Source organism: Halobacillus mangrovi (assembly GCF_002097535.1).
GTDB classification, from domain to species: Bacteria; Bacillota; Bacilli; order Bacillales; family Halobacillaceae; genus Halobacillus; species Halobacillus mangrovi_A.
Genome location: NZ_CP020772.1, coordinates 3,573,240 through 3,591,653, shown reverse-complemented (window position 1 = coordinate 3,591,653; position 18,414 = coordinate 3,573,240). Strand labels below are relative to the sequence as shown.

At 43.1% G+C, this 18,414-nt stretch carries 16 protein-coding genes and 3 riboswitches; of the genes, 14 read left to right on the top strand and 2 right to left on the bottom strand.

All coding sequences use genetic code 11. From position 1 onward, the window contains the following. The first annotated feature begins 24 nt into the window (after positions 1 to 24). The 4 genes from pgsC to HM131_RS17945 all read left to right on the top strand — a co-directional run bounded on the left by pgsC (position 25) and on the right by HM131_RS17945 (position 4,962). Positions 25 to 474: a poly-gamma-glutamate biosynthesis protein PgsC gene (gene pgsC, locus HM131_RS17960; protein WP_085031068.1), complete on the top strand. Its 450-nt coding sequence runs from the start codon at positions 25 to 27 to the stop codon at positions 472 to 474. Between the two features lie 12 nt (positions 475 to 486). Then, entirely contained in the window at positions 487 to 1,743 is a 1,257-nt protein-coding gene (locus HM131_RS17955; RefSeq protein WP_085031067.1) for a CapA family protein, read from the top strand. Positions 1,744 to 1,756: 13 nt separating this feature from the next. Continuing rightward, complete coding sequence (locus HM131_RS17950) at positions 1,757 to 3,604, top strand: gamma-glutamyltransferase family protein (RefSeq protein WP_085031066.1); 1,848 nt, start codon at positions 1,757 to 1,759, stop codon at positions 3,602 to 3,604. Between the two features lie 374 nt (positions 3,605 to 3,978). Continuing rightward, positions 3,979 to 4,962, top strand: coding sequence for a ring-cleaving dioxygenase (locus tag HM131_RS17945; protein ID WP_085031065.1), 984 nt, complete (start codon positions 3,979 to 3,981; stop codon positions 4,960 to 4,962). Between the two features lie 263 nt (positions 4,963 to 5,225). Here HM131_RS17945 and HM131_RS20815 read toward each other — a convergent pair whose 3' ends face one another. Continuing rightward, positions 5,226 to 5,372, bottom strand: a complete 147-nt coding sequence (locus tag HM131_RS20815) for an aspartyl-phosphate phosphatase Spo0E family protein (protein WP_157130862.1) — start codon at positions 5,370 to 5,372, stop codon at positions 5,226 to 5,228. 418 nt (positions 5,373 to 5,790) lie between these two features. On the opposite strand from HM131_RS20815, the gene HM131_RS17935 reads away from it, so the two are divergent. The 5 genes from HM131_RS17935 (at position 5,791) to HM131_RS17915 (ending at position 13,765) form a co-directional block, all read left to right on the top strand. Next, positions 5,791 to 6,756, top strand: a complete 966-nt coding sequence (locus tag HM131_RS17935; RefSeq protein WP_085031063.1) for an AAA family ATPase — start codon at positions 5,791 to 5,793, stop codon at positions 6,754 to 6,756. Next, positions 6,753 to 8,018 (top strand): DUF58 domain-containing protein, encoded by a 1,266-nt coding sequence (locus HM131_RS17930; protein WP_085031062.1) that lies wholly within the window; start codon positions 6,753 to 6,755, stop codon positions 8,016 to 8,018. The genes HM131_RS17935 and HM131_RS17930 overlap by 4 nt, the downstream gene beginning before the upstream one ends. Beyond that, a complete protein-coding gene (locus HM131_RS17925) occupies positions 8,018 to 10,222 on the top strand; it encodes a transglutaminase TgpA family protein (RefSeq protein ID WP_085031061.1) in 2,205 nt (734 codons plus the stop codon). Before HM131_RS17930 ends, HM131_RS17925 begins: the two co-directional genes overlap by 1 nt. 31 nt (positions 10,223 to 10,253) lie before the next feature. Beyond that, a riboswitch (purine riboswitch) is annotated at positions 10,254 to 10,355 on the top strand. A 136-nt stretch (positions 10,356 to 10,491) separates the two neighbouring features. Continuing rightward, positions 10,492 to 12,012 (top strand): glutamine-hydrolyzing GMP synthase, encoded by a 1,521-nt coding sequence (gene guaA / locus HM131_RS17920; RefSeq protein ID WP_157130918.1) that lies wholly within the window; start codon positions 10,492 to 10,494, stop codon positions 12,010 to 12,012. Between the two features lie 84 nt (positions 12,013 to 12,096). After that, a riboswitch (purine riboswitch) is annotated at positions 12,097 to 12,199 on the top strand. Between the two features lie 231 nt (positions 12,200 to 12,430). Continuing rightward, positions 12,431 to 13,765: an NCS2 family permease gene (locus HM131_RS17915; RefSeq protein ID WP_085031059.1), complete on the top strand. Its 1,335-nt coding sequence runs from the start codon at positions 12,431 to 12,433 to the stop codon at positions 13,763 to 13,765. Positions 13,766 to 13,859: 94 nt separating this feature from the next. Here the strand turns inward: HM131_RS17915 and HM131_RS17910 are convergent, their stop codons facing one another. Next, positions 13,860 to 14,285: an Hsp20/alpha crystallin family protein gene (locus HM131_RS17910; RefSeq protein WP_085031058.1), complete on the bottom strand. Its 426-nt coding sequence runs from the start codon at positions 14,283 to 14,285 to the stop codon at positions 13,860 to 13,862. 145 nt (positions 14,286 to 14,430) lie between these two features. Between HM131_RS17910 and HM131_RS17905 the strand changes: the two genes are divergently transcribed. The 5 genes from HM131_RS17905 to purB all read left to right on the top strand — a co-directional run bounded on the left by HM131_RS17905 (position 14,431) and on the right by purB (position 18,374). Then, positions 14,431 to 15,009 carry a DUF2179 domain-containing protein gene (locus HM131_RS17905; RefSeq protein WP_085031057.1) on the top strand — a complete coding sequence of 193 codons (579 nt, stop codon included), beginning with the start codon at positions 14,431 to 14,433 and terminating at the stop codon, positions 15,007 to 15,009. Next, positions 14,969 to 15,178, top strand: a complete 210-nt coding sequence (locus tag HM131_RS17900; protein ID WP_085031056.1) for an NETI motif-containing protein — start codon at positions 14,969 to 14,971, stop codon at positions 15,176 to 15,178. Before HM131_RS17905 ends, HM131_RS17900 begins: the two co-directional genes overlap by 41 nt. Positions 15,179 to 15,261: 83 nt before the next feature. Continuing rightward, positions 15,262 to 15,362, top strand: a riboswitch (purine riboswitch). Between the two features lie 92 nt (positions 15,363 to 15,454). Next, positions 15,455 to 15,946: a 5-(carboxyamino)imidazole ribonucleotide mutase gene (gene purE / locus HM131_RS17895; RefSeq protein ID WP_085031055.1), complete on the top strand. Its 492-nt coding sequence runs from the start codon at positions 15,455 to 15,457 to the stop codon at positions 15,944 to 15,946. After that, positions 15,936 to 17,063 carry a 5-(carboxyamino)imidazole ribonucleotide synthase gene (gene purK / locus HM131_RS17890; RefSeq protein ID WP_085031054.1) on the top strand — a complete coding sequence of 376 codons (1,128 nt, stop codon included), beginning with the start codon at positions 15,936 to 15,938 and terminating at the stop codon, positions 17,061 to 17,063. The genes purE and purK overlap by 11 nt, the downstream gene beginning before the upstream one ends. 18 nt (positions 17,064 to 17,081) lie before the next feature. After that, positions 17,082 to 18,374: an adenylosuccinate lyase gene (purB, locus tag HM131_RS17885; protein ID WP_085031053.1), complete on the top strand. Its 1,293-nt coding sequence runs from the start codon at positions 17,082 to 17,084 to the stop codon at positions 18,372 to 18,374. Positions 18,375 to 18,414 lie beyond the last annotated feature (40 nt).

Genomic DNA, 18,414 nt, shown 5'->3' with positions numbered 1-18,414 from the left:
TGTTGAAAAGGAGTTGGAAATCCATTGTTCGGTACTGATTTATATATAGCAATTGTCCTTGGTGTGCTTTTAAGTTTGCTGTACGCTGAGAAAACAGGGATCATGCCAGCGGGCTTGGTTGTCCCTGGCTACTTAGCGTTGATTTTTGATCAGGTCATGTACGTTTTGGTAGTAGGCTTGATCAGTTTGATTACATACTTGCTTGTCTCGCAGGTGTTGGCAAGGTTTACGGTGTTGTACGGGAGACGGAAATTTGCGGCGATGCTAACTGTTGGTGTTCTTATGAAGATGGCGATGGATTACTTGTATCCATTGACGCCTTTCCCTGTTATGGAACTTAGAGGAATAGGGGTCATCGTCCCAGGTCTGCTTGCCAATTCTATTCAGAAGCAGGGAGTCCTGCCTACGTTTAGTGCGACGTTCGTGATCGCTTTTGTAACCTTCGTATTGATTACGGCTTATAGTTTGTTTTAGAGGAGCGTATCCATGAAAGATAAAGACTTGAAATACAGAATGAAAGTCTGGACGAAGAAACATCAGAAAAAAGCGTTGAAGCACTCGCTGATTCTGCTGGTGATTCTAGCTATCCCTTTTTTCGGCCATCAGTGGCTGGATAAGCCAGATATTCCAGAGAATACAAGGCCTGACGATGTCGATTATCGAATATCGATGGTAGGAGATATGATGCTTGGTCGGCACGTCCGTGAGGCTGCTTTGAGAAGTGGAGAATCACCAGGCCGGGTGTTTGAATATGTTAAACCATTTTTGGAGCAGTCCGATTATGTGACAGGAAATTTTGAAAATCCTGTCCTTGATACAAAGGACCCCGAAGTGAAGAAAGTGATGGAAGACTTTGAGCTTCAAAATAAAGCGATTCATTTGTATGCGGAAAAAGGTACTGAAAAAGCCATCGAAGAAGCTGGCTTTGATTCTGTCAATCTAGCTAACAACCATGCAATGGATTATGGAAGTCTCTCTTTGGAAGAGACGTTAAAGCATATGGAAAAAGTGGATGTCGATCTTCTTGGAATTGGACGGGCACTCAATCCTTCTGAAGATTTGTTTGAAGATGGAGAAAAGTCCACTGATGCAGGGAAAATCCATTATTTTGATGCTGACGGTAAAAGAATTGCCATACTCGGATTTACTGACGTGTATGTACAAGGGTACAGTGCAAGCGAATATGTTGGTGGTGTGCTGACCAATTCCGGGCTTGGAGTGTTACAGAGCCGAATTCGAGAAGCGAAAGAGAATGCCGATGTTGTCATGGTCCATTCCCACTGGGGAGCTGAATATCAGGCCAGCGCTAATCAGGATCAGGAAACACTTGCTTATCTAATGACAGATATGGGGGCAGACGTGATTATTGGTCACCACCCTCACGTTTTAGAACCAGTGACGCGTGTACATATTGAAGGAGATCCAAATGACCCGCAGGATTCGGATAAAACTTCAATCGTAATGAACAGCCTCGGCAACTTTGTGTTTGACCAGGGCTGGTCACGGACGAAAGACTCGACGATGGCTCAATTGGACTTTCTCAGTGATGGAGGTATTGAACTATCCTTTGTTCCGATGCAAATTTCGGATACACGTCCACGCGAAACAAATGGAATATTAGAACCTTTACGGAATTTCCGGATCTTCAGGACACTTAGAAAGGATTTGGATTCTGAATATTGGCGGATGGAGAATGACCGGCTTGTGATCGACCTGAAAAAAGCCGGCGTCATCGAAGGATAGGAGGGCAGAGTTTTTGAACTATTTACGAATAACCTACATCATAGCCGGGATCGTCTTCGTCGGACTGGTCGGCTGGAATTTCTACTTTGAGGATGAGTTCGATCAGTTCCGTGAGCCCTATACCGTGGAGGATCGTCAAGAAACTGTGGAAGTGAACGCATCAGACGGAGAAGATGCTTTTGTTTACGGAGTCAGTGCGGTCCATCCATTAGCTGTTGAAGCCGGCATGAAAGTATTAAATGAAGGTGGAAATGCTGCCGAAGCTGCGATTGCGGTTTCCTTCGCCCTTAATGTGGTGGAACCCTATGGATCCGGTATCGGAGGCGGGGGACAGATGATCGTCCACGAACCTGGAGAACAAGCGATGACTTATGACTATCGTGAAGCTGCACCGATGAGCGGGGCAAAACCTCAACGGGATATTGCGGTTCCAGGGTTTGTCAAAGGCATGGAAGCCATTTATGAAGACTATGGAAATAATGTTGAGTGGAGTACGCTTTTAGAGGATGCCGTGACTCACAGTGAGGAAGGCATCAAGGTAGGCCGTATTTTCCATGAACAGTTACAGAATTCTCGGCGCTTTATCCAGACAGGGAATAAGAACCCTGAAATTTACAACATGTTTTATCCGGAAGGCCGCGCTCTACAAATCAATGACACATTGGTCCAAAAAGAGCTGGCGAACACGTTGAAGACTCTTCAGGAAAAAGGTCCAGAAGCCTTTTATGAAGGGGCCCTCGCACAAGAACTTGCAAATAAAGTTGGTTTTGGGCCCAATGATCTTGCCAATTATGAAGTAGCCAAGCGCCCAGCACCTGAAGGGAATTTTAAAGGGCAAAAAGTTTATGCAGGTTCTTCACCAACATCAGGGATTATTGTCATTCAAGCTTTGCAGATGATCGAGCAGCTTGAAGGAAACCTTGAAAAAGTATTGCGTGAAGAATTTGAAAACCAAAATGGCCAATTGCCGCCATTCCTTGCTGAAGCTTTGCCGACAAGTATGGAACAAGTGGTAAATGAGCCGCAGTACAAGGATCTTTATATCCATCTTGTAAATAAAGTAGTCAACCGTGTCTACGAAGACAGGGTGCATACCCTTGGGGACCCGCGGTTTGTTGATGTGCAAGAAGAAAAGCTGACTTCTACCAGCTATGCGAAACAATTGTTTGAGGAAGAGTTCTCAGTTGGGGGGCAGGCATTAACTAGTTCGAGTGAGCTATTTGTTTCTCCTGGTGAAAAGCAAGATACAAGAAACACGACTCATTTTGTTGTCGTAGACAAAGACGGCATGATGGTGTCGGCAACGAATTCACTAGGCAAGTTCTTTGGTTCTGGGATGTACGCTAACGGATTCTTCTTAAATCACCAGTTGATCAACTTTGATACAGTCGAAGGATCTATGAACGAGTATGAACCTGGTAAACGTCCACGTTCCTTCGTTTCTCCGCTCATTTTTGCTGAGGAAGGAAGAGCAGTACTTGGTATAGGTTCTCCTGGTGGTAAAAGGATCCCGGCGATGCTGATTCAAACACTAATGCAGTATGAGTATGGAATCAATCAGGATACAGGGGATCCGCTTACGCTTCAGCAAGCGATCGCCCGTTCCAGGTTCTACACCGAAGATAACGTGGTCCACCTTGAAAGGATGGTTGATCAAGCAGCTGTTAACCGTCTGAGGAGTGAAATGGATTATTCGGTCATCACTCACGATTCACCCGTCTTTTATGGAGGAATTCAAGGACTGGGGATCCGTACAAACGGAGATGTCATTCAAATGTACGGTGGCGGTGATCCGAGACGTTTAGGGACATGGCAAATTGGTAATCAAAATGGTATGAACGAGGTTAATGAATCAAAATAAATGAGTAGAGCTCTGCAGGGTAACCTGCGGGGCTTTTTTATTGTCTCGAAAATTTAACGTTTATTATGCTTTTTGCAGCGAGAGAATATAGGAAGTTTCTGGTACATGGAAGTTATATGTCAATCGACTTCTTTATTATAAAAAGCCTTCCAAGCCAACGAGTGTCTTATACTTGTCGGGTCTCATCAGGACGAGAGTAAGTTCAAAGCTGAAGCAGGACGTGCTGAACTTAACTGATTGAAAGACTAAGTCAGTCATTTTCGCTTTTCTTTAATGAAATTGACAAAATTATAGATTCATATTATATTTATCTTGAAACTGAGATAATTTCCGAGGATAGATTCGTTTAAGATAACGAAATGGGAGGGAAGGAAATGAACGAATTAAAAGGAATTCACCACGTAACAGCGATTACCAGCAGTGCAGAAAAGAACTATGAATTTTTCACGTATGTGCTTGGGATGCGGCTTGTAAAGAAAACGGTGAATCAGGATGATATCCAGACTTATCACTTGTTCTTTGCAGATGATGAAGGTAATCCAGGGACAGATATGACTTTTTTTGATTTCCCCGGTATTCCGAAAGGGTCCCATGGAACGAATGAAATTTCCAGAACGTCCTTCCGTGTACCCAGTGATGAAGCCCTGACTTACTGGGAAAAGCGCTTTAATCGCCTGGATGTGAAACATAAAGGTATTCAAGACCGGTTTGGGAAGAAAATCTTGCCCTTTGTGGATTTTGACGATCAATCTTATGAACTGGTTTCTGATGAAAATAATGAGGGTGTTTCTGCAGGGAAGCCGTGGCAGAAAGGACCAATTCCCTTAGAATACGCCATTGTTGGTCTGGGTCCCCTTCACGTCAGAGTGGATAACATTAAATACTTCAAAGACATGTTGGAAAAGGTACTTCTATTCAAGGAAATCGATCAAGAAGGTGCATTTCGTTTATTTGAAACAGGTCATGGTGGAAATGGCGCACAAGTCATCGTAGAGTTTAACAATGTTCTGCCACCTGCACGTCAAGGATATGGTACAGTTCACCATGCAGCTTTTCGGGTCAATGATCGGGAGGAATTGGACGATTGGGATCAATGGATGTCCCGTTTTGGGTTCCGGACTTCTGGTTTTGTAAATCGTCACTATTTTGGTTCTCTTTACGTGAACGTAGCTCCGCAAATCTTATTTGAGTTTGCGACTGACGGACCTGGTTTCATGGGAGATGAACCTTATGAAACACTTGGCGAAATGCTTTCTCTTCCTCCGAAGCTGGAGCCTAAACGCGAGCAGATTGAGAATTATGTTCGCCCAATCGATACAGTGAGAAGTACAAAATTGTTCGAAAGAGAATATGAATGAAAAAGGTGAAATGAGGATCTCTCTGGCTATGGGGGTTTTCATATCCAGTGGATTTAGAGGTTGAGGTGTGAAAGAAGAATTATTTCATGTTTGAGATTCTTTTATTTGAGAAATATTATGATAACACTAACACCAATTAGAATTATATGGTATTTTAAGTGTAAGCCATCTCAAAATAAAGATAATTCTAAAAGAGACGAAGGTTTGTATAGGTATAGGTGGCGGGCCCTGGTGCATAACTGGGGCTTTTTATTATGATGAAATCAGGCGCTTTTTAGTTGATTTAGTAAATGGTCAAGTTTCTGGGATAGTCGCAAAACTTCTTCATAATCACTATTATTTTTATAAGCTTCATACATTTTCCCCCTGGTGCATTCAATATTTTTTTCAAGCGGGGACTGATTATTCATTTTTCTCACTCCTTTTCCTCTTAACCAGTCATAATCTGACATGGTTTTACATGGTTCTAAAGTTGTATGAAAAAAATTCGACATTTAGTATATAGGTACTATTTGAAATTTATTTTACCATTACGCAGGTCAGATGTACATATGTTACTTTACTAAACTTTATTTATCCATAAAGAAAATTGTCAGTAAAATTATGTAATTAATGGATACTGTTATAAACAGGTTCATAAAGGTATTTAAAGGGGTATAAAAATATAAAATTCGACATTATTTTTAGTTTTTTAATTATTTGATAGGAATGTTTTTCCTTTTATATCCATCCATTCACATGTTTTGTCCCATAAGCAGGTATATAGTATAGTTAAAACGAGAGTGATTTTTCAGAAAATAGTGTTTAAGGAAGAGAGGGGTACACCGAATGACTCAGCAAACATTTTTACTTCAGCCAAAGGTCTCAGAAGTTTTGAACAATATCAATAAAGTGATGATCGGAAAAGAGGAAGCGGCTTTACTAAGTCTTGTCGCTTTGTTGGCGAAAGGACACGTCCTGCTCGAGGATGTTCCGGGTGTCGGTAAGACGATGCTCGTCAAGACTCTTGCAAAGTCACTGGACTGTGACTTTAAACGGATCCAGTTTACTCCAGATTTGCTTCCATCTGACGTCACTGGTGTTTCTATATATAATCCAAAAACGATGGAATTTGAATTTAGACCAGGTCCGATTTTAGGGAACATTGTTTTAGCCGATGAAATCAATCGGACATCTCCAAAGACTCAGTCTGCATTGCTTGAGGGGATGGAAGAGACGAGCATTACGGTTGATGGAAGTCCTGTCCCGTTAAGTGATCCATTCTTTGTTATGGCGACACAGAACCCGATTGAGTATGAGGGGACATACCCGCTGCCAGAAGCTCAATTAGATCGTTTTCTTTTAAAAATGAAAATGGGGTATCCGTCAGCCAAACAGGAGATGGAGATGCTTGCCCGGACTTCAGGATCTCATCCCATTCATTCCATCTCTTCCGTTATTACGAAGGACGAGCTGGTCGGTCTTCAAAAAGAGGTCGAAGAGGTCTATGTCGATAAAACAGTCAACCGTTACATTATCGAATTGACGACAGGCACGCGTAATCAAAGCGGCGTTTACTTAGGTGTGAGTCCGCGTGGGTCAATTGCTTTGATGAAAGCAGCTAAAGCTTATGCTTTCATCCATGATCGTGATTATGTCGTACCTGACGATGTGCAGTATTTAGCTCCTTATGTTCTATCGCATCGGATGATTCTAACATCTGAAGCGAGATTTGAAGGAAGGACAGCTGAAGATATCATTGAAGAATTGATCTCTTCTACTTCAATCCCTGTCAAAAGGAATATTAGTGAATGAGGCAAACGTTCCAATTCGCTGCTAAGCTGATCGTCGTTGCCTTATTATTCGGTGTGCTCTTTTCCTATGCGATGTTTCAAGGCGGGTTTGTCAGCTGGTTTCTTTTTTATGCTTTTCTTCCTTTTCTACTTTATATGTTAGGTGTGCTGCTTTACCCCATCCATGATTGGAAAATTCATCGGGACTTATCAAAGCGCATTGCTACTGGAGGGGAAACAGTCGATGTGGAAGTTACCTTGACACGCCGAATCCCGTTTCCTATTTATTATTGCGTAATTGAAGAGTATTTACCGGATTCTCTTAAAAAACGGGATGATCATTTGGAGAAGTACCGCCAAATGGATGAACCAGAAATTATGGAAGAAAAAAGGATCATCAAGCGCGTCATTTTTCCTTGGTTTAGAAAAAGTATTCATTATCGATATTCCCTTGACCATGTTCCAAGAGGTGAGCATTTCTTAAAAGCGGTCAGAGTAAAAACGGGAGATTTCTTCGGTTTTGTTAAAAAAGAACATGTTTATATGCTCGATAATCGTCTGCTTGTTTTTCCATTCCAGCGCCCTGTAAAACTGAAGGAACGCGTGTACAGCTTTGAACAGGGAGCCAGTCCTTCGTTTAAGTTAAATGAAAAAAATACGAACATCGTCACCGGTGTTCGTGAATACATGCCAGGGGATCGGTTTGCTTGGGTGGATTGGAAAACGACGGCACGGAAAAACGAAATGATGACGAAAGAGTTTGAGCAGGAAAAAAGTGTAGATATGCTTGTTATATTAAATGCTGTCTATCACCCTTCAATGAGTCCTGTAAGTTTTGAGGGAGCGGTTGAGTTCAGCGCTTCTCTATTGAATGAACTGCACACGAAATCTTCTCAAATGGCTTTTATGACTTTAGGGGACGGACGAGGGTACTTTCCGTTCCAGCAAGATTACACGCATAAACAAATGATTCAAGGCCATTTGGCTAAAATCCGTCCGATTGGGCGAACGCCATTTGCTCAGCAGTTGGAGCGCGAGCGTGCACAAATTCCAGCTGGAATCATTGCCATGGTTGTAAGTCATCAGCTGGATGCTGGTATTCAGCAAGCTCTAGTGAAATTATCCAAAAAGAGCAAGCGTCTAGTCTTTTTCTACGTTCGCCCTCATAAGCAAATGACATTCCAGGATCACCAGGTCATTAAACAGATGAAAAATCAGGGGATTCTCGTCAATGTGCTTTCAGAGGAGCAACTGATTCAACGTGAATTCGAGGTGAACACGTAATGAATGAACAACCTCAAGAACAACAGACGTTCATCTACCGGCTTATCATTTACATTACTGGGTTCCTGCTTTTTTGTGAGTGGCTAAGGCCATTAGAGTCCGTAACCAATACGAATGATGTGACGATCTTTTTCATTTATGCTGCTTTCTGCTTTTTTATTTCTTTCCTGCAAATCCAGTGGTTTCTTTCGATGCCCCTGAAACTACTTGGGATGGCCTTTATCATTGATGGCTTGTACATCGGAGAGACTATTTTCACCAGAAATTGGTTCTCTCTCATTTATGATCAGATCATTTTCAATGTTCAAGTCATTCAAACTAGAGAATGGTGGCAGATGACCCCGTTATTTCGAAGTCTATTGTTTCTTATCCTGCTATGGCTGATGAGCTATTTGTTGTATTACTGGTTTATTGTGGCTAAGCGGATGTTTGTTTTTGTATTAATGACGCTCATTTATGTGACAGTCATTGATACCTTCACTGTTTATGACGGAAAATGGGCGATCATCCGTACATTTATTCTAGCAATGGTGGCTTTAGGGTTATCCAGTTTCTCGAGAGAAATGGACAAGGAGGCCATTCCTTTTCACGGCCTGAAGAAAGCACATCTTTGGGCATTGCCGCTTATTGTGATTATTATGTTTTCAACAGTAGCAGGCTACTCTTCACCTAAGCCTGATCCTCAATGGCCTGACCCTGTACCTTACTTGAAGAGTGCGACAGGAGGGTCTGGACCCGGCGGCAATGGTGTCGTACAGAAAGTCGGATATGGTGAAAATGACAGCCGTCTTGGGGGCTCCTTCATTCAAGATGATACTCCTGTATTCACTGCTGTAGCAGATGGAGACCGCTATTGGCGGATCGAATCAAAGGATACGTACACCGGTAAAGGGTGGGAAGACACTTTAGAAGAGCCGACTACCATTGTTTCTCCGGATGATATTCCTTATGAAACCTTTTCTGATGAAGTCGAAGTCGAAGAGCAGTCCGCATTTCTTCGAATGACACGTGATGCCGAGTTCAGGAAGCTAGTCTATCCTTATGGAACCAAGTCTGTAGGGATGGTATCTCAGAATTACAATATTCGCCTTCATGAAAACACAGGCGAAATGGATACGCTAAAAGGCGAGTCAGAAGCAAAATGGAACGAGTTTGCGATTAATTATGACTTTCCATCCTTTGAATACAGTCAGCTTAGAGAAGCAGGTTCAGAAGATCCTGATTACATTCAGGATCGCTATTTGCAGCTTCCGGATAATCTGCCGAATCGGGTGAGAAATCTCGCCAGTCAAATTGTAGAGGGTGAAGATAACCGCTACGACCGTGCAAAAGCGGTAGAGTCGTATTTTTCCTCCAACGGTTTCGAATACTCGACGACAGATGTCCCTGTTCCGAGGGAAAATCAAGACTATGTAGATCAATTTTTATTCGAATCTCAACTTGGTTATTGTGATAATTTTTCTACTTCGATGGTCGTTATGCTCAGATCTGAAGGTATTCCTGCACGCTGGGTCAAAGGGTTTACTGGCGGAGAGCGAATTGACACGACTCAGTCAGAAGATGGCGAGGAAGTGAAGAATGTTTATGAGGTCACAAGCGGAAATGCCCACTCCTGGGTAGAAGTGTATTTCCCTGACATCGGCTGGGTACCGTTTGAGCCGACAAAAGGCTTTACGAATAACGCAGATTTCTACACAGACATAGAAACAGAAGACGAAAATTCTACAGATGCAGGCCAAGATGAAGAGACCCCAGAAACGAACATGGGAAATCCTCAACAAATGGAGGACGAGCAGGCAAGTCAAAGCCAAGGAGCTCTAGGTGAAAACAGCGACCAAAGCTATACTTGGATCTGGGTGCTAGCTGGAGGGATTGTTATAGGAGGTACTATTCTCTTCTTTACCCGTTACCGTTGGATGAGTTTCTTGTTGATTAGGCGTTATCGTAATAACCAGGGTGAAGATACGTACGAAAAAGCTTACCAGTATTTATTGAAAGTTTTGGAACATAAAGGAATAAAACGTCAGCCCGAACAAACGTTGCGAGAATATGCTCGAGTCGTCGACAGACATTATCAGTCCAGTGATATGAGGCGATTGACGAATGATTATGAACGACTTTTATATCGAAATGAACACCATAGTGAACGATGGCCGAAAGTCACTGAATTATGGGAAAATTTAATTAAAAAAGCATTGTCTTGATTCCTCTGTTTGCGGTTGATAGAATGAATGGAAATTAGACGCATTCTTCCTTCGTATATCCTCGAGAATACGGCTCGAGAGTCTCTACCGGGGCACCGATAATGCCCTGACTATGAAGGTGGGAATCTCGTGATGTGTATCTTCATGGATGGATTTCTGCCTTCACTGATGGTTATTTTGAACCACTAAGAGCAGAAATCCATTTTTTATTTACAATCATGCGTTTTTTATAGGAAAAGGAGTGGAGAGAAGTGGAACAAGTTCAAGGAATGATCTTAGTACTTGATTTTGGCAGTCAATACAACCAATTAATCACTCGAAGAATCCGTGAATTCGGTGTGTACAGTGAGCTACGTTCTCACAAAATCAGCATCGAGGAGATCAAAGAATTAAATCCAAGCGGAATCATATTGTCCGGAGGGCCGAACAGTGTTTATGGTGAAAACAGTTTCCGTTGTGATGAGGATCTGTTTGAACTCGGCATTCCGGTACTGGGCATTTGCTACGGTATGCAGCTGATGACTCACCATTTCGACGGGAAAGTAGAACGTGCAAAAGAACGTGAATATGGTAAAGCGGATATCAATATCGCAGAAGATCCTACCCTTTTCCGTAAAACGCCTAAGGAACAGACGGTCTGGATGAGCCACAGCGATAAGGTGATTGATCCACCAGCAGGCTTCCAAGTTGATGCGACAAGTCCATCTTGTCCGGTTGCGGCAATGAGCAACGACGAAACGAAAATGTATGGAGTGCAGTTCCACCCGGAAGTACGTCATTCTGAGTATGGCAATGATATTCTGCGCAGCTTCGTATTTGATGTCTGTGATGCCACAGATGATTGGACAATGGAACACGTTGTAGAAATGGAAGTCGAAAAAATTCGTGAACAAGTAGGCGATCGCAAAGTCCTATGTGCATTGAGTGGTGGTGTAGACTCTTCTGTAGTAGCTGCATTGATTCATAAAGCGATCGGTGATCAGTTGACGTGTATCTTTGTCGATCATGGATTGCTTCGAAAAAATGAAGCCGAGGACGTGATGCGTACCCTTGGTGACGGGTTCAACATGAACATCATCAAAGTGGATGCAAAGGACCGTTTCTTGAGTAAGCTGAAAGGCGTTTCCGATCCAGAAGAAAAACGTAAGATTATTGGAAATGAATTTATATATGTGTTTGATGATGAAGCAGAGAAACTGAAAGACATTGATTTTCTGGCACAAGGAACACTTTACACCGACATTATTGAAAGTGGTACAGAAACTGCTCAGACCATTAAGTCTCACCACAATGTCGGCGGTCTTCCTGAAGATATGCAGTTTGATCTAATTGAACCGTTGAATACATTGTTCAAGGATGAAGTGCGTGCACTTGGTACAGAATTAGGCGTACCTGACCATATTGTTTGGCGTCAGCCGTTCCCAGGACCCGGGCTAGGGATCCGAGTACTCGGGGAAATAACCGAAGAAAAATTAGAAATCGTGCGTGAATCTGATGCGATTCTTCGTGAAGAAGTGAAGAACGCCGGGTTGGAACGTGAGATCTGGCAATACTTCACTGCTTTGCCAGACATTCGTTCTGTTGGAGTTATGGGAGATGAGCGTACGTATGACTACACTATCGCGATTCGTGCGGTAACCTCGATTGATGGTATGACATCAGATTGGGCACGCATCCCATGGGAAGTCCTTGAGAGGATTTCTACACGTATCGTTAATGAAGTCGATCACATCAACCGCGTAGTGTACGATGTGACGAGTAAGCCGCCTGCAACGATCGAGTGGGAATGACGAACGTTAAGTTTATATATTGATCTCATTGTTCGGAAATAGGGTTGACGAACTTTGTCGATTGAGTGTATGATAAAACCAAATCAAACAAATAAGTTACACCTTCGTATAATTTTGGGAATAGGGCCCATAAGTTTCTACCGGACCACCGTAAATTGGTCTGACTACGCTGGTGAATTGACGATACTTAGGAGATTATGCTCTTCTCCTGGGATTCGTCCATTTACGCGTAAACAGGTAGACACTCTGGGATTTTTCCAGAGTGTCTTTTTTGTTAGACGCTGGTTCTATGGGTATCTTGTTGGTGTCAGTTACAGAAACACAATCGGCCGATACTTGAGGCCACAAGAGAGAAAAAGGTACCTGGTACAAAAAAGAGAAAAACAGGTGCTGAAAAAGGAAGAGGGAGGAAGTTATCATGAAGCAATATTTCAAGTTTAAGGAATTAGGCACGAATTATCGTACAGAGTTCATGGCAGGTCTGACGACATTCCTTGCTATGGCTTATATTCTGTTCGTTAATCCATCAACGCTTGCGCTGGATGGGATTGAACAACTGCCGGAGGGCGTAACGAGAATCGATAAAGGCGCGGTCTTCACAGCCACAGCGATAGCAGCGGCAGTTGGTACGTTGATTATGGGAGTTTTCGCAAAGTATCCGATTGCTTTAGCTCCAGGTATGGGATTGAACGCGTTCTTTGCTTACACAGTAGTATTAGGATTTGGCATTCCGTGGGAAACGGCGCTTGCAGGTGTGTTAGCCTCTGGACTTATTTTTATCGTATTAACTGTGACCGGCCTGCGCCAAATGATCATTGATGCCATACCAGGGAATTTGAAGCTTGCCGTTGGTGCTGGTATTGGTTTGTTTATCGCCTTTATCGGGTTTCAAAATGCAGGAATTGTCCAAAACAGTGATGCAACGCTTGTCCAGCTGGGGGATTTAACGGCTGGTCCAACTCTACTAGCGATTTTCGGAATTATCGTATCTGTTATTTTACTTTCTCTTGGAATCAAAGGTGGCATTTTCTACGGGATGATCCTTACATCCATTGCAGGAATGGTCACTGGATTAATTTCAGCTCCGACCGGAGTGAACGATGTCGTTTCTTCCGCGCCTAGCCTTGCGCCGACATTCGGAGCTGCATTCACTCACTTTGGCGACATTTTTACCATGCAAATGCTTGTAGTTATTTTAACGTTCTTATTCGTTGATTTCTTTGATACAGCGGGTACGTTGGTTGCGGTTGCGACTCAGGCTGGTTTTATGAAGGATAATAAGTTGCCTCGTGCAGGCCGTGCTTTATTTGCGGATTCTGCTGCAACCGTAGTAGGTGCGGCAGTCGGTACATCAACGACTACTTCTTATATTGAGTCAACGGCTGGTGTAGGAGCAGGAGGCCGTACCGGTTTTGCATCTATAGTCACTGCTGGATTTTTCCTATTAGCTTTGTTCTTCTCACCATTACTTTCAGTCGTGACAGCAGAAGTGACAGCTCCAGCTCTAATTATTGTCGGAGTACTCATGGCGTCTACTCTTAAAAATATTGATTGGGATCAATTTGAGATCGCTGTTCCAGCGTTCTTCACCATTGCTGCTATGCCATTGACGTACAGCATTGCAACAGGAATCGCGATTGGTTTTATTTTCTACCCAATTACGATGATTTTGAAAGGTCGGACAAAAGAAATTCACCCAATCATGTACTTCCTATTCGTCATATTCGTATTATATTTCATCTTCTTAGCTTAATTGTAAGTGAGGAAGCGACTGAACAGAAACCTTCCATTGGAAAACTACCAATTATTTAAATAAAAAGAAACGGCAGTCCATCAAGGCTGCCGTTCTATTCATCTTCGATATGGCGGATACTGATAGGACGCTGCTTTGAAGAATTAGTAACTTGGCGGTAAAGCTGAACGACTAGTAAACCGTGCTTGTAAGTCGCTTCGATTTTGTCACTTCGGACTGGAAAAGGAAGATCGACGCTTCGTTCGAAAGTGCCGTCCGCAATTTCAGATAGGATTTGATGGCCTCCACGGTGGTTAATTTCGATTTTGCCTTTAAGCGTGAGAGTAGAGTGGTCAACAAAAACATCAACGTTTTTCGGGTGGTTCATGCCGGGGATGTTTACGAAACAAAGGAGTTCGTTATCATACTGATACATGTTGACGTAGGGAATGGAAGGTTTCATCATGCCTTCGAAATCACCCCAAAAATCCTGGCCAAAAAATCGGTCCAAATTCGTTTTCCAATCTTTAAATTGGTTCATCGCTTCTACCTCCATAATTTGTCATTATTTGCGGTGGGTTTTCATTGTACTAAGACTTCTCATGGTTTATAGTGTATGCATGAAAAAACAGCTGGGTGAATATCTTGTGGGGACAAGATTCAGCTTCAGTTAGGAGGCTTCATGCATGTTAGAAAACCCTTGGTTAGTTATTGGCATTATTTTGGCGGTGAACATTGTCTATGTGACCTTTTTTACCCTTCGAATGATCTTCACGCTGAAAGGGCAAAGGTATTTCGCTGCGTTTATTAGTATGTTTGAAATTGTGACGTATGTGTTCGGTCTTGGTCTTGTGCTCGATCGTCTTGATCAGATTGAAAATGTAATTGCCTATGCTTTAGGTTATGGGCTTGGGGTAATTGTCGGCATGAAAATTGAAGAAAAGCTCGCCCTCGGTTATATTACAGTTAACGTGATATCTTCAAACCCGGATATCGAATTTACTAGACAGCTCCGTGAAAAAGGATATGGTGTGACGAGCTGGTACGCCTATGGGATGGAAGGGGATCGTCTGAACATGCAAATCTTGACCCCTAGAAAGTATGAAATTCTTCTTTACGAAACCATCCGTACCATTGATCCGAAGGCCTTTATCATTTCGTATGAGCCAAAACAGATTTACGGAGGTTTCTGGACGAAGTCTGTAAAGAGAGGAAAGATCGAAGATGCCCAAAAAGAACAGCAAGAACAACAAGAAGCGCTTTGAAGTTGGAGAAAAGGAATCAATCGACCAGTGTCTTGATCGTATAAAAAATGAAGGGTATATGCCGATTCGTCGTGCAGAAGAACCAATCTTTCGTGAAGAGATAAAAAATGGTGAAAAAGTTATGGAACCTGTAGGGAAAACGATCGTCTTTCATGCGATTAAACAATAAACACGAACATTTAAATAAAAGAATGAAAATATTGTTCGTTATTTGCGTTGACATGACTTTGTTCCTCTTGATATGATGAAGATAGAATTGCATAAACGAAACCTCATATAAGACGGGAATAGGGCCCGTTCGTCTCTACCTGGGAACCGTAAATTCCCGGACTATGAGGGGAGATTCAAGCATCTACAATCATTTTTCTTGAGACACGTATGCCTGTTTAGCTCCTCTCTTAGAAGAGGCAGTTAAGCAGGCTTTTTTAATGAAAGTGGGGATGATATGGCTAAAGTAGGCGTCATTATGGGCAGTATCTCGGATTGGGAGACAATGAAACAAGCTTGTGATGTACTCGATGAATTAAATATTCCATATGAAAAAGAAATCATTTCTGCACACCGCACCCCGGAAGATATGTTTACGTATGCAGAAGAGGCGAGACAAAGAGGACTGAAGACAATTATTGCAGGGGCAGGAGGAGCGGCTCACCTGCCGGGAATGGTAGCATCAAAAACAACGCTTCCTGTCATCGGAGTACCGGTACAATCGAAGGCTCTGCAAGGGTTGGATTCACTTTTATCCATTGTTCAAATGCCTGGAGGCGTGCCTGTCGCTACGGTAGCGATCGGAAGTTCAGGAGCAAAAAATGCAGGACTTTTAGCAGCGGAAATGCTTGGAGCTTTTGACGAAGAGATCGCTATGAAACTAAGAGATTATCGAAAACAAATGGTAGATAAAGTCGAAGGAATGAGGAGCGATTTACGTGGATCATAATGTCGTAAGACCTGGACAAACCATTGGTATTCTCGGAGGAGGGCAGCTAGGACGGATGATGGCGGTTGCTGCCCGGCATATGGGTTACCGCATTGCAGTCTTGGACCCGACGGAGGATTGCCCTTGTGCTCATGTAGCAGACGAGCATATTGTAGCTGCTTATAACGATGTGGAGGCAGCCAAACAATTAAGTGAAATCAGCGATGTAATCACATATGAATTCGAGAACGTTGACCTGGAAGTGGCGAAATTATTCGAAGCTGATGGAAAACTTCCTCAAGGTGCCTATTCTCTGGAAGTTACGCAGAATCGTTCGAAGGAAAAACAGGTGGCCGTCGATGCAGGACTTTCTGTTCCTGACTATGTCATTGTGCATACGTATGAAGAAGCGGTCCAAGCGCTTTCGACAATCGGTTTTCCGGCTGTCATTAAAACGATCAGCGGAGGTTACGACGGCAAAGGGCAACTGAAGCTTGAGCATGAGGAAGTGCTGGATCAGACAGAGTCTTTCATTAAAGATGGCGGTACCTATATCGTAGAGTCCTGGCTTGCTTTTGATCTGGAAATCTCTCAAGTATTTACGCGCTGTCTGGACGGTAAGATTGCCTATTTTCCAATAGGAGAGAATTTGCATAAAAATCATATTTTACATGAAACGAGAGTGCCTGCCCGAGTTTCTGAAGATGTTGTTGAAAAAGCTCAGGAAGCCGTAAGTTTACTTGCTGATAAAATAGGCATTGTCGGAACGTTTGCGGTCGAGATGTTTGTGAAGGATGAAGACATTTACATTAACGAAATGGCACCGCGTCCTCACAATTCAGGGCATTATACGATTGAGGCTTGCAGTGTCTCTCAGTTTGAGCAGCACGTGAGAGCAATCTGCGGATTATCATTGCTTCCGGTTCAATCGTTTCCGGCTGCAGTCATGATTAATATTCTCGGAAAGCATCGAAGCATTTTAATTGATAAACTAGAGCAGTACCATGGTTTTCATCTCCACGATTACGGCAAGAAAGAATCACGCCAGAACCGTAAGATGGGGCACGTTACATTCATAGGAAATACTTTAGATGAAATCGATGAACGAATTGTAGAAAACCAAATTCATTTATGGTAGTCAACGAGGAGGAAGACGATGATTGAACGTTACACAAGACCCGAGATGGGCAGCATTTGGACCGAGGAAAACCGCTATCAAGCATGGCTTGAAGTTGAACTTCTAGCTTGTGAAGCCTGGAGTGAGCTTGGAGTCATCCCGAAAGAGGACGTGGAAAAGCTTCGTGAAAAAGCATCCTTCGATGTCGAGCGCATTCATGAAATTGAAGCAGAGACGCGTCACGACGTGGTCGCTTTTACAAGAGCGGTATCAGAAACCGTTGGCGAAGAGCGTAAGTGGGTTCACTACGGTCTTACTTCCACAGATGTTGTGGATACGGCATTGTCTTATCAATTAAAGCAAGCGAACGAAATTATTCGCAAAGACCTCGTGAATTTTATTGAAATTCTTGGTGAAAAGGCGAAAGAACATAAACATACGGTCATGATGGGCCGTACACACGGCGTTCATGCAGAGCCGACGACATTCGGTTTGAAGCTCGCGCTTTATTATGAAGAAATGAAGCGAAACCTTGAGAGACTGGATCTTGCTATAAAGGGCATTCAAGTGGGCAAGCTTTCTGGAGCTGTCGGCACCTATGCCAACATCGATCCATACGTAGAAGAGTACGTTTGTGGAAAGCTTGGACTTGAAGCAGCGCCTGTTTCTACTCAGACGCTGCAACGTGACCGTCATGCTCACTACGTTTCGACTTTAGCTTTAATTGCAACTTCCATTGAGAAAATTGCCGTTGAAATTCGTGGTTTGCAGAAAACAGAAACTCGTGAAGTTGAGGAATTTTTCGCTAAAGGGCAAAAAGGCTCCTCAGCGATGCCTCACAAACGGAACCCGATCGGATCTGAGAACATGACGGGAATGGCGCGTGTGTTACGCGGTGAAATGCTGACCGCTTTTGAAAATGTTCCGTTATGGCACGAGCGTGACATCTCGCATTCTTCTGCTGAGCGAGTCATCTTGCCTGATGCGACAATCGCTGTTAATTACATGCTGAACCGTTTTGGGAACATTGTGAAGAACTTGACTGTCTTCCCTGAGCAGATGCAGGAAAACATGGAGAAAACTTATGGTTTAATCTTCTCCCAGCGTGTCCTGCTTACATTAATTGATGAGGGTATGGTCCGTGAAGAGGCCTACGATCTCGTACAGCCGAAAGCGATGGAAGCTTGGGAACGCGGTGTTCCATTCCGCGATTTGATTGAAGCAGATGACAAAATTACTTCAACGTTGTCCCAGGAGCAGTTGGATGCTTGCTTTGACTACAAGCACCATCTGAAAAACGTCGACCGCATCTTTGACCGCATCGGCTTGTAAGATCATTTCCAATATCTGTATGACCTGAGGTGAAACTTTT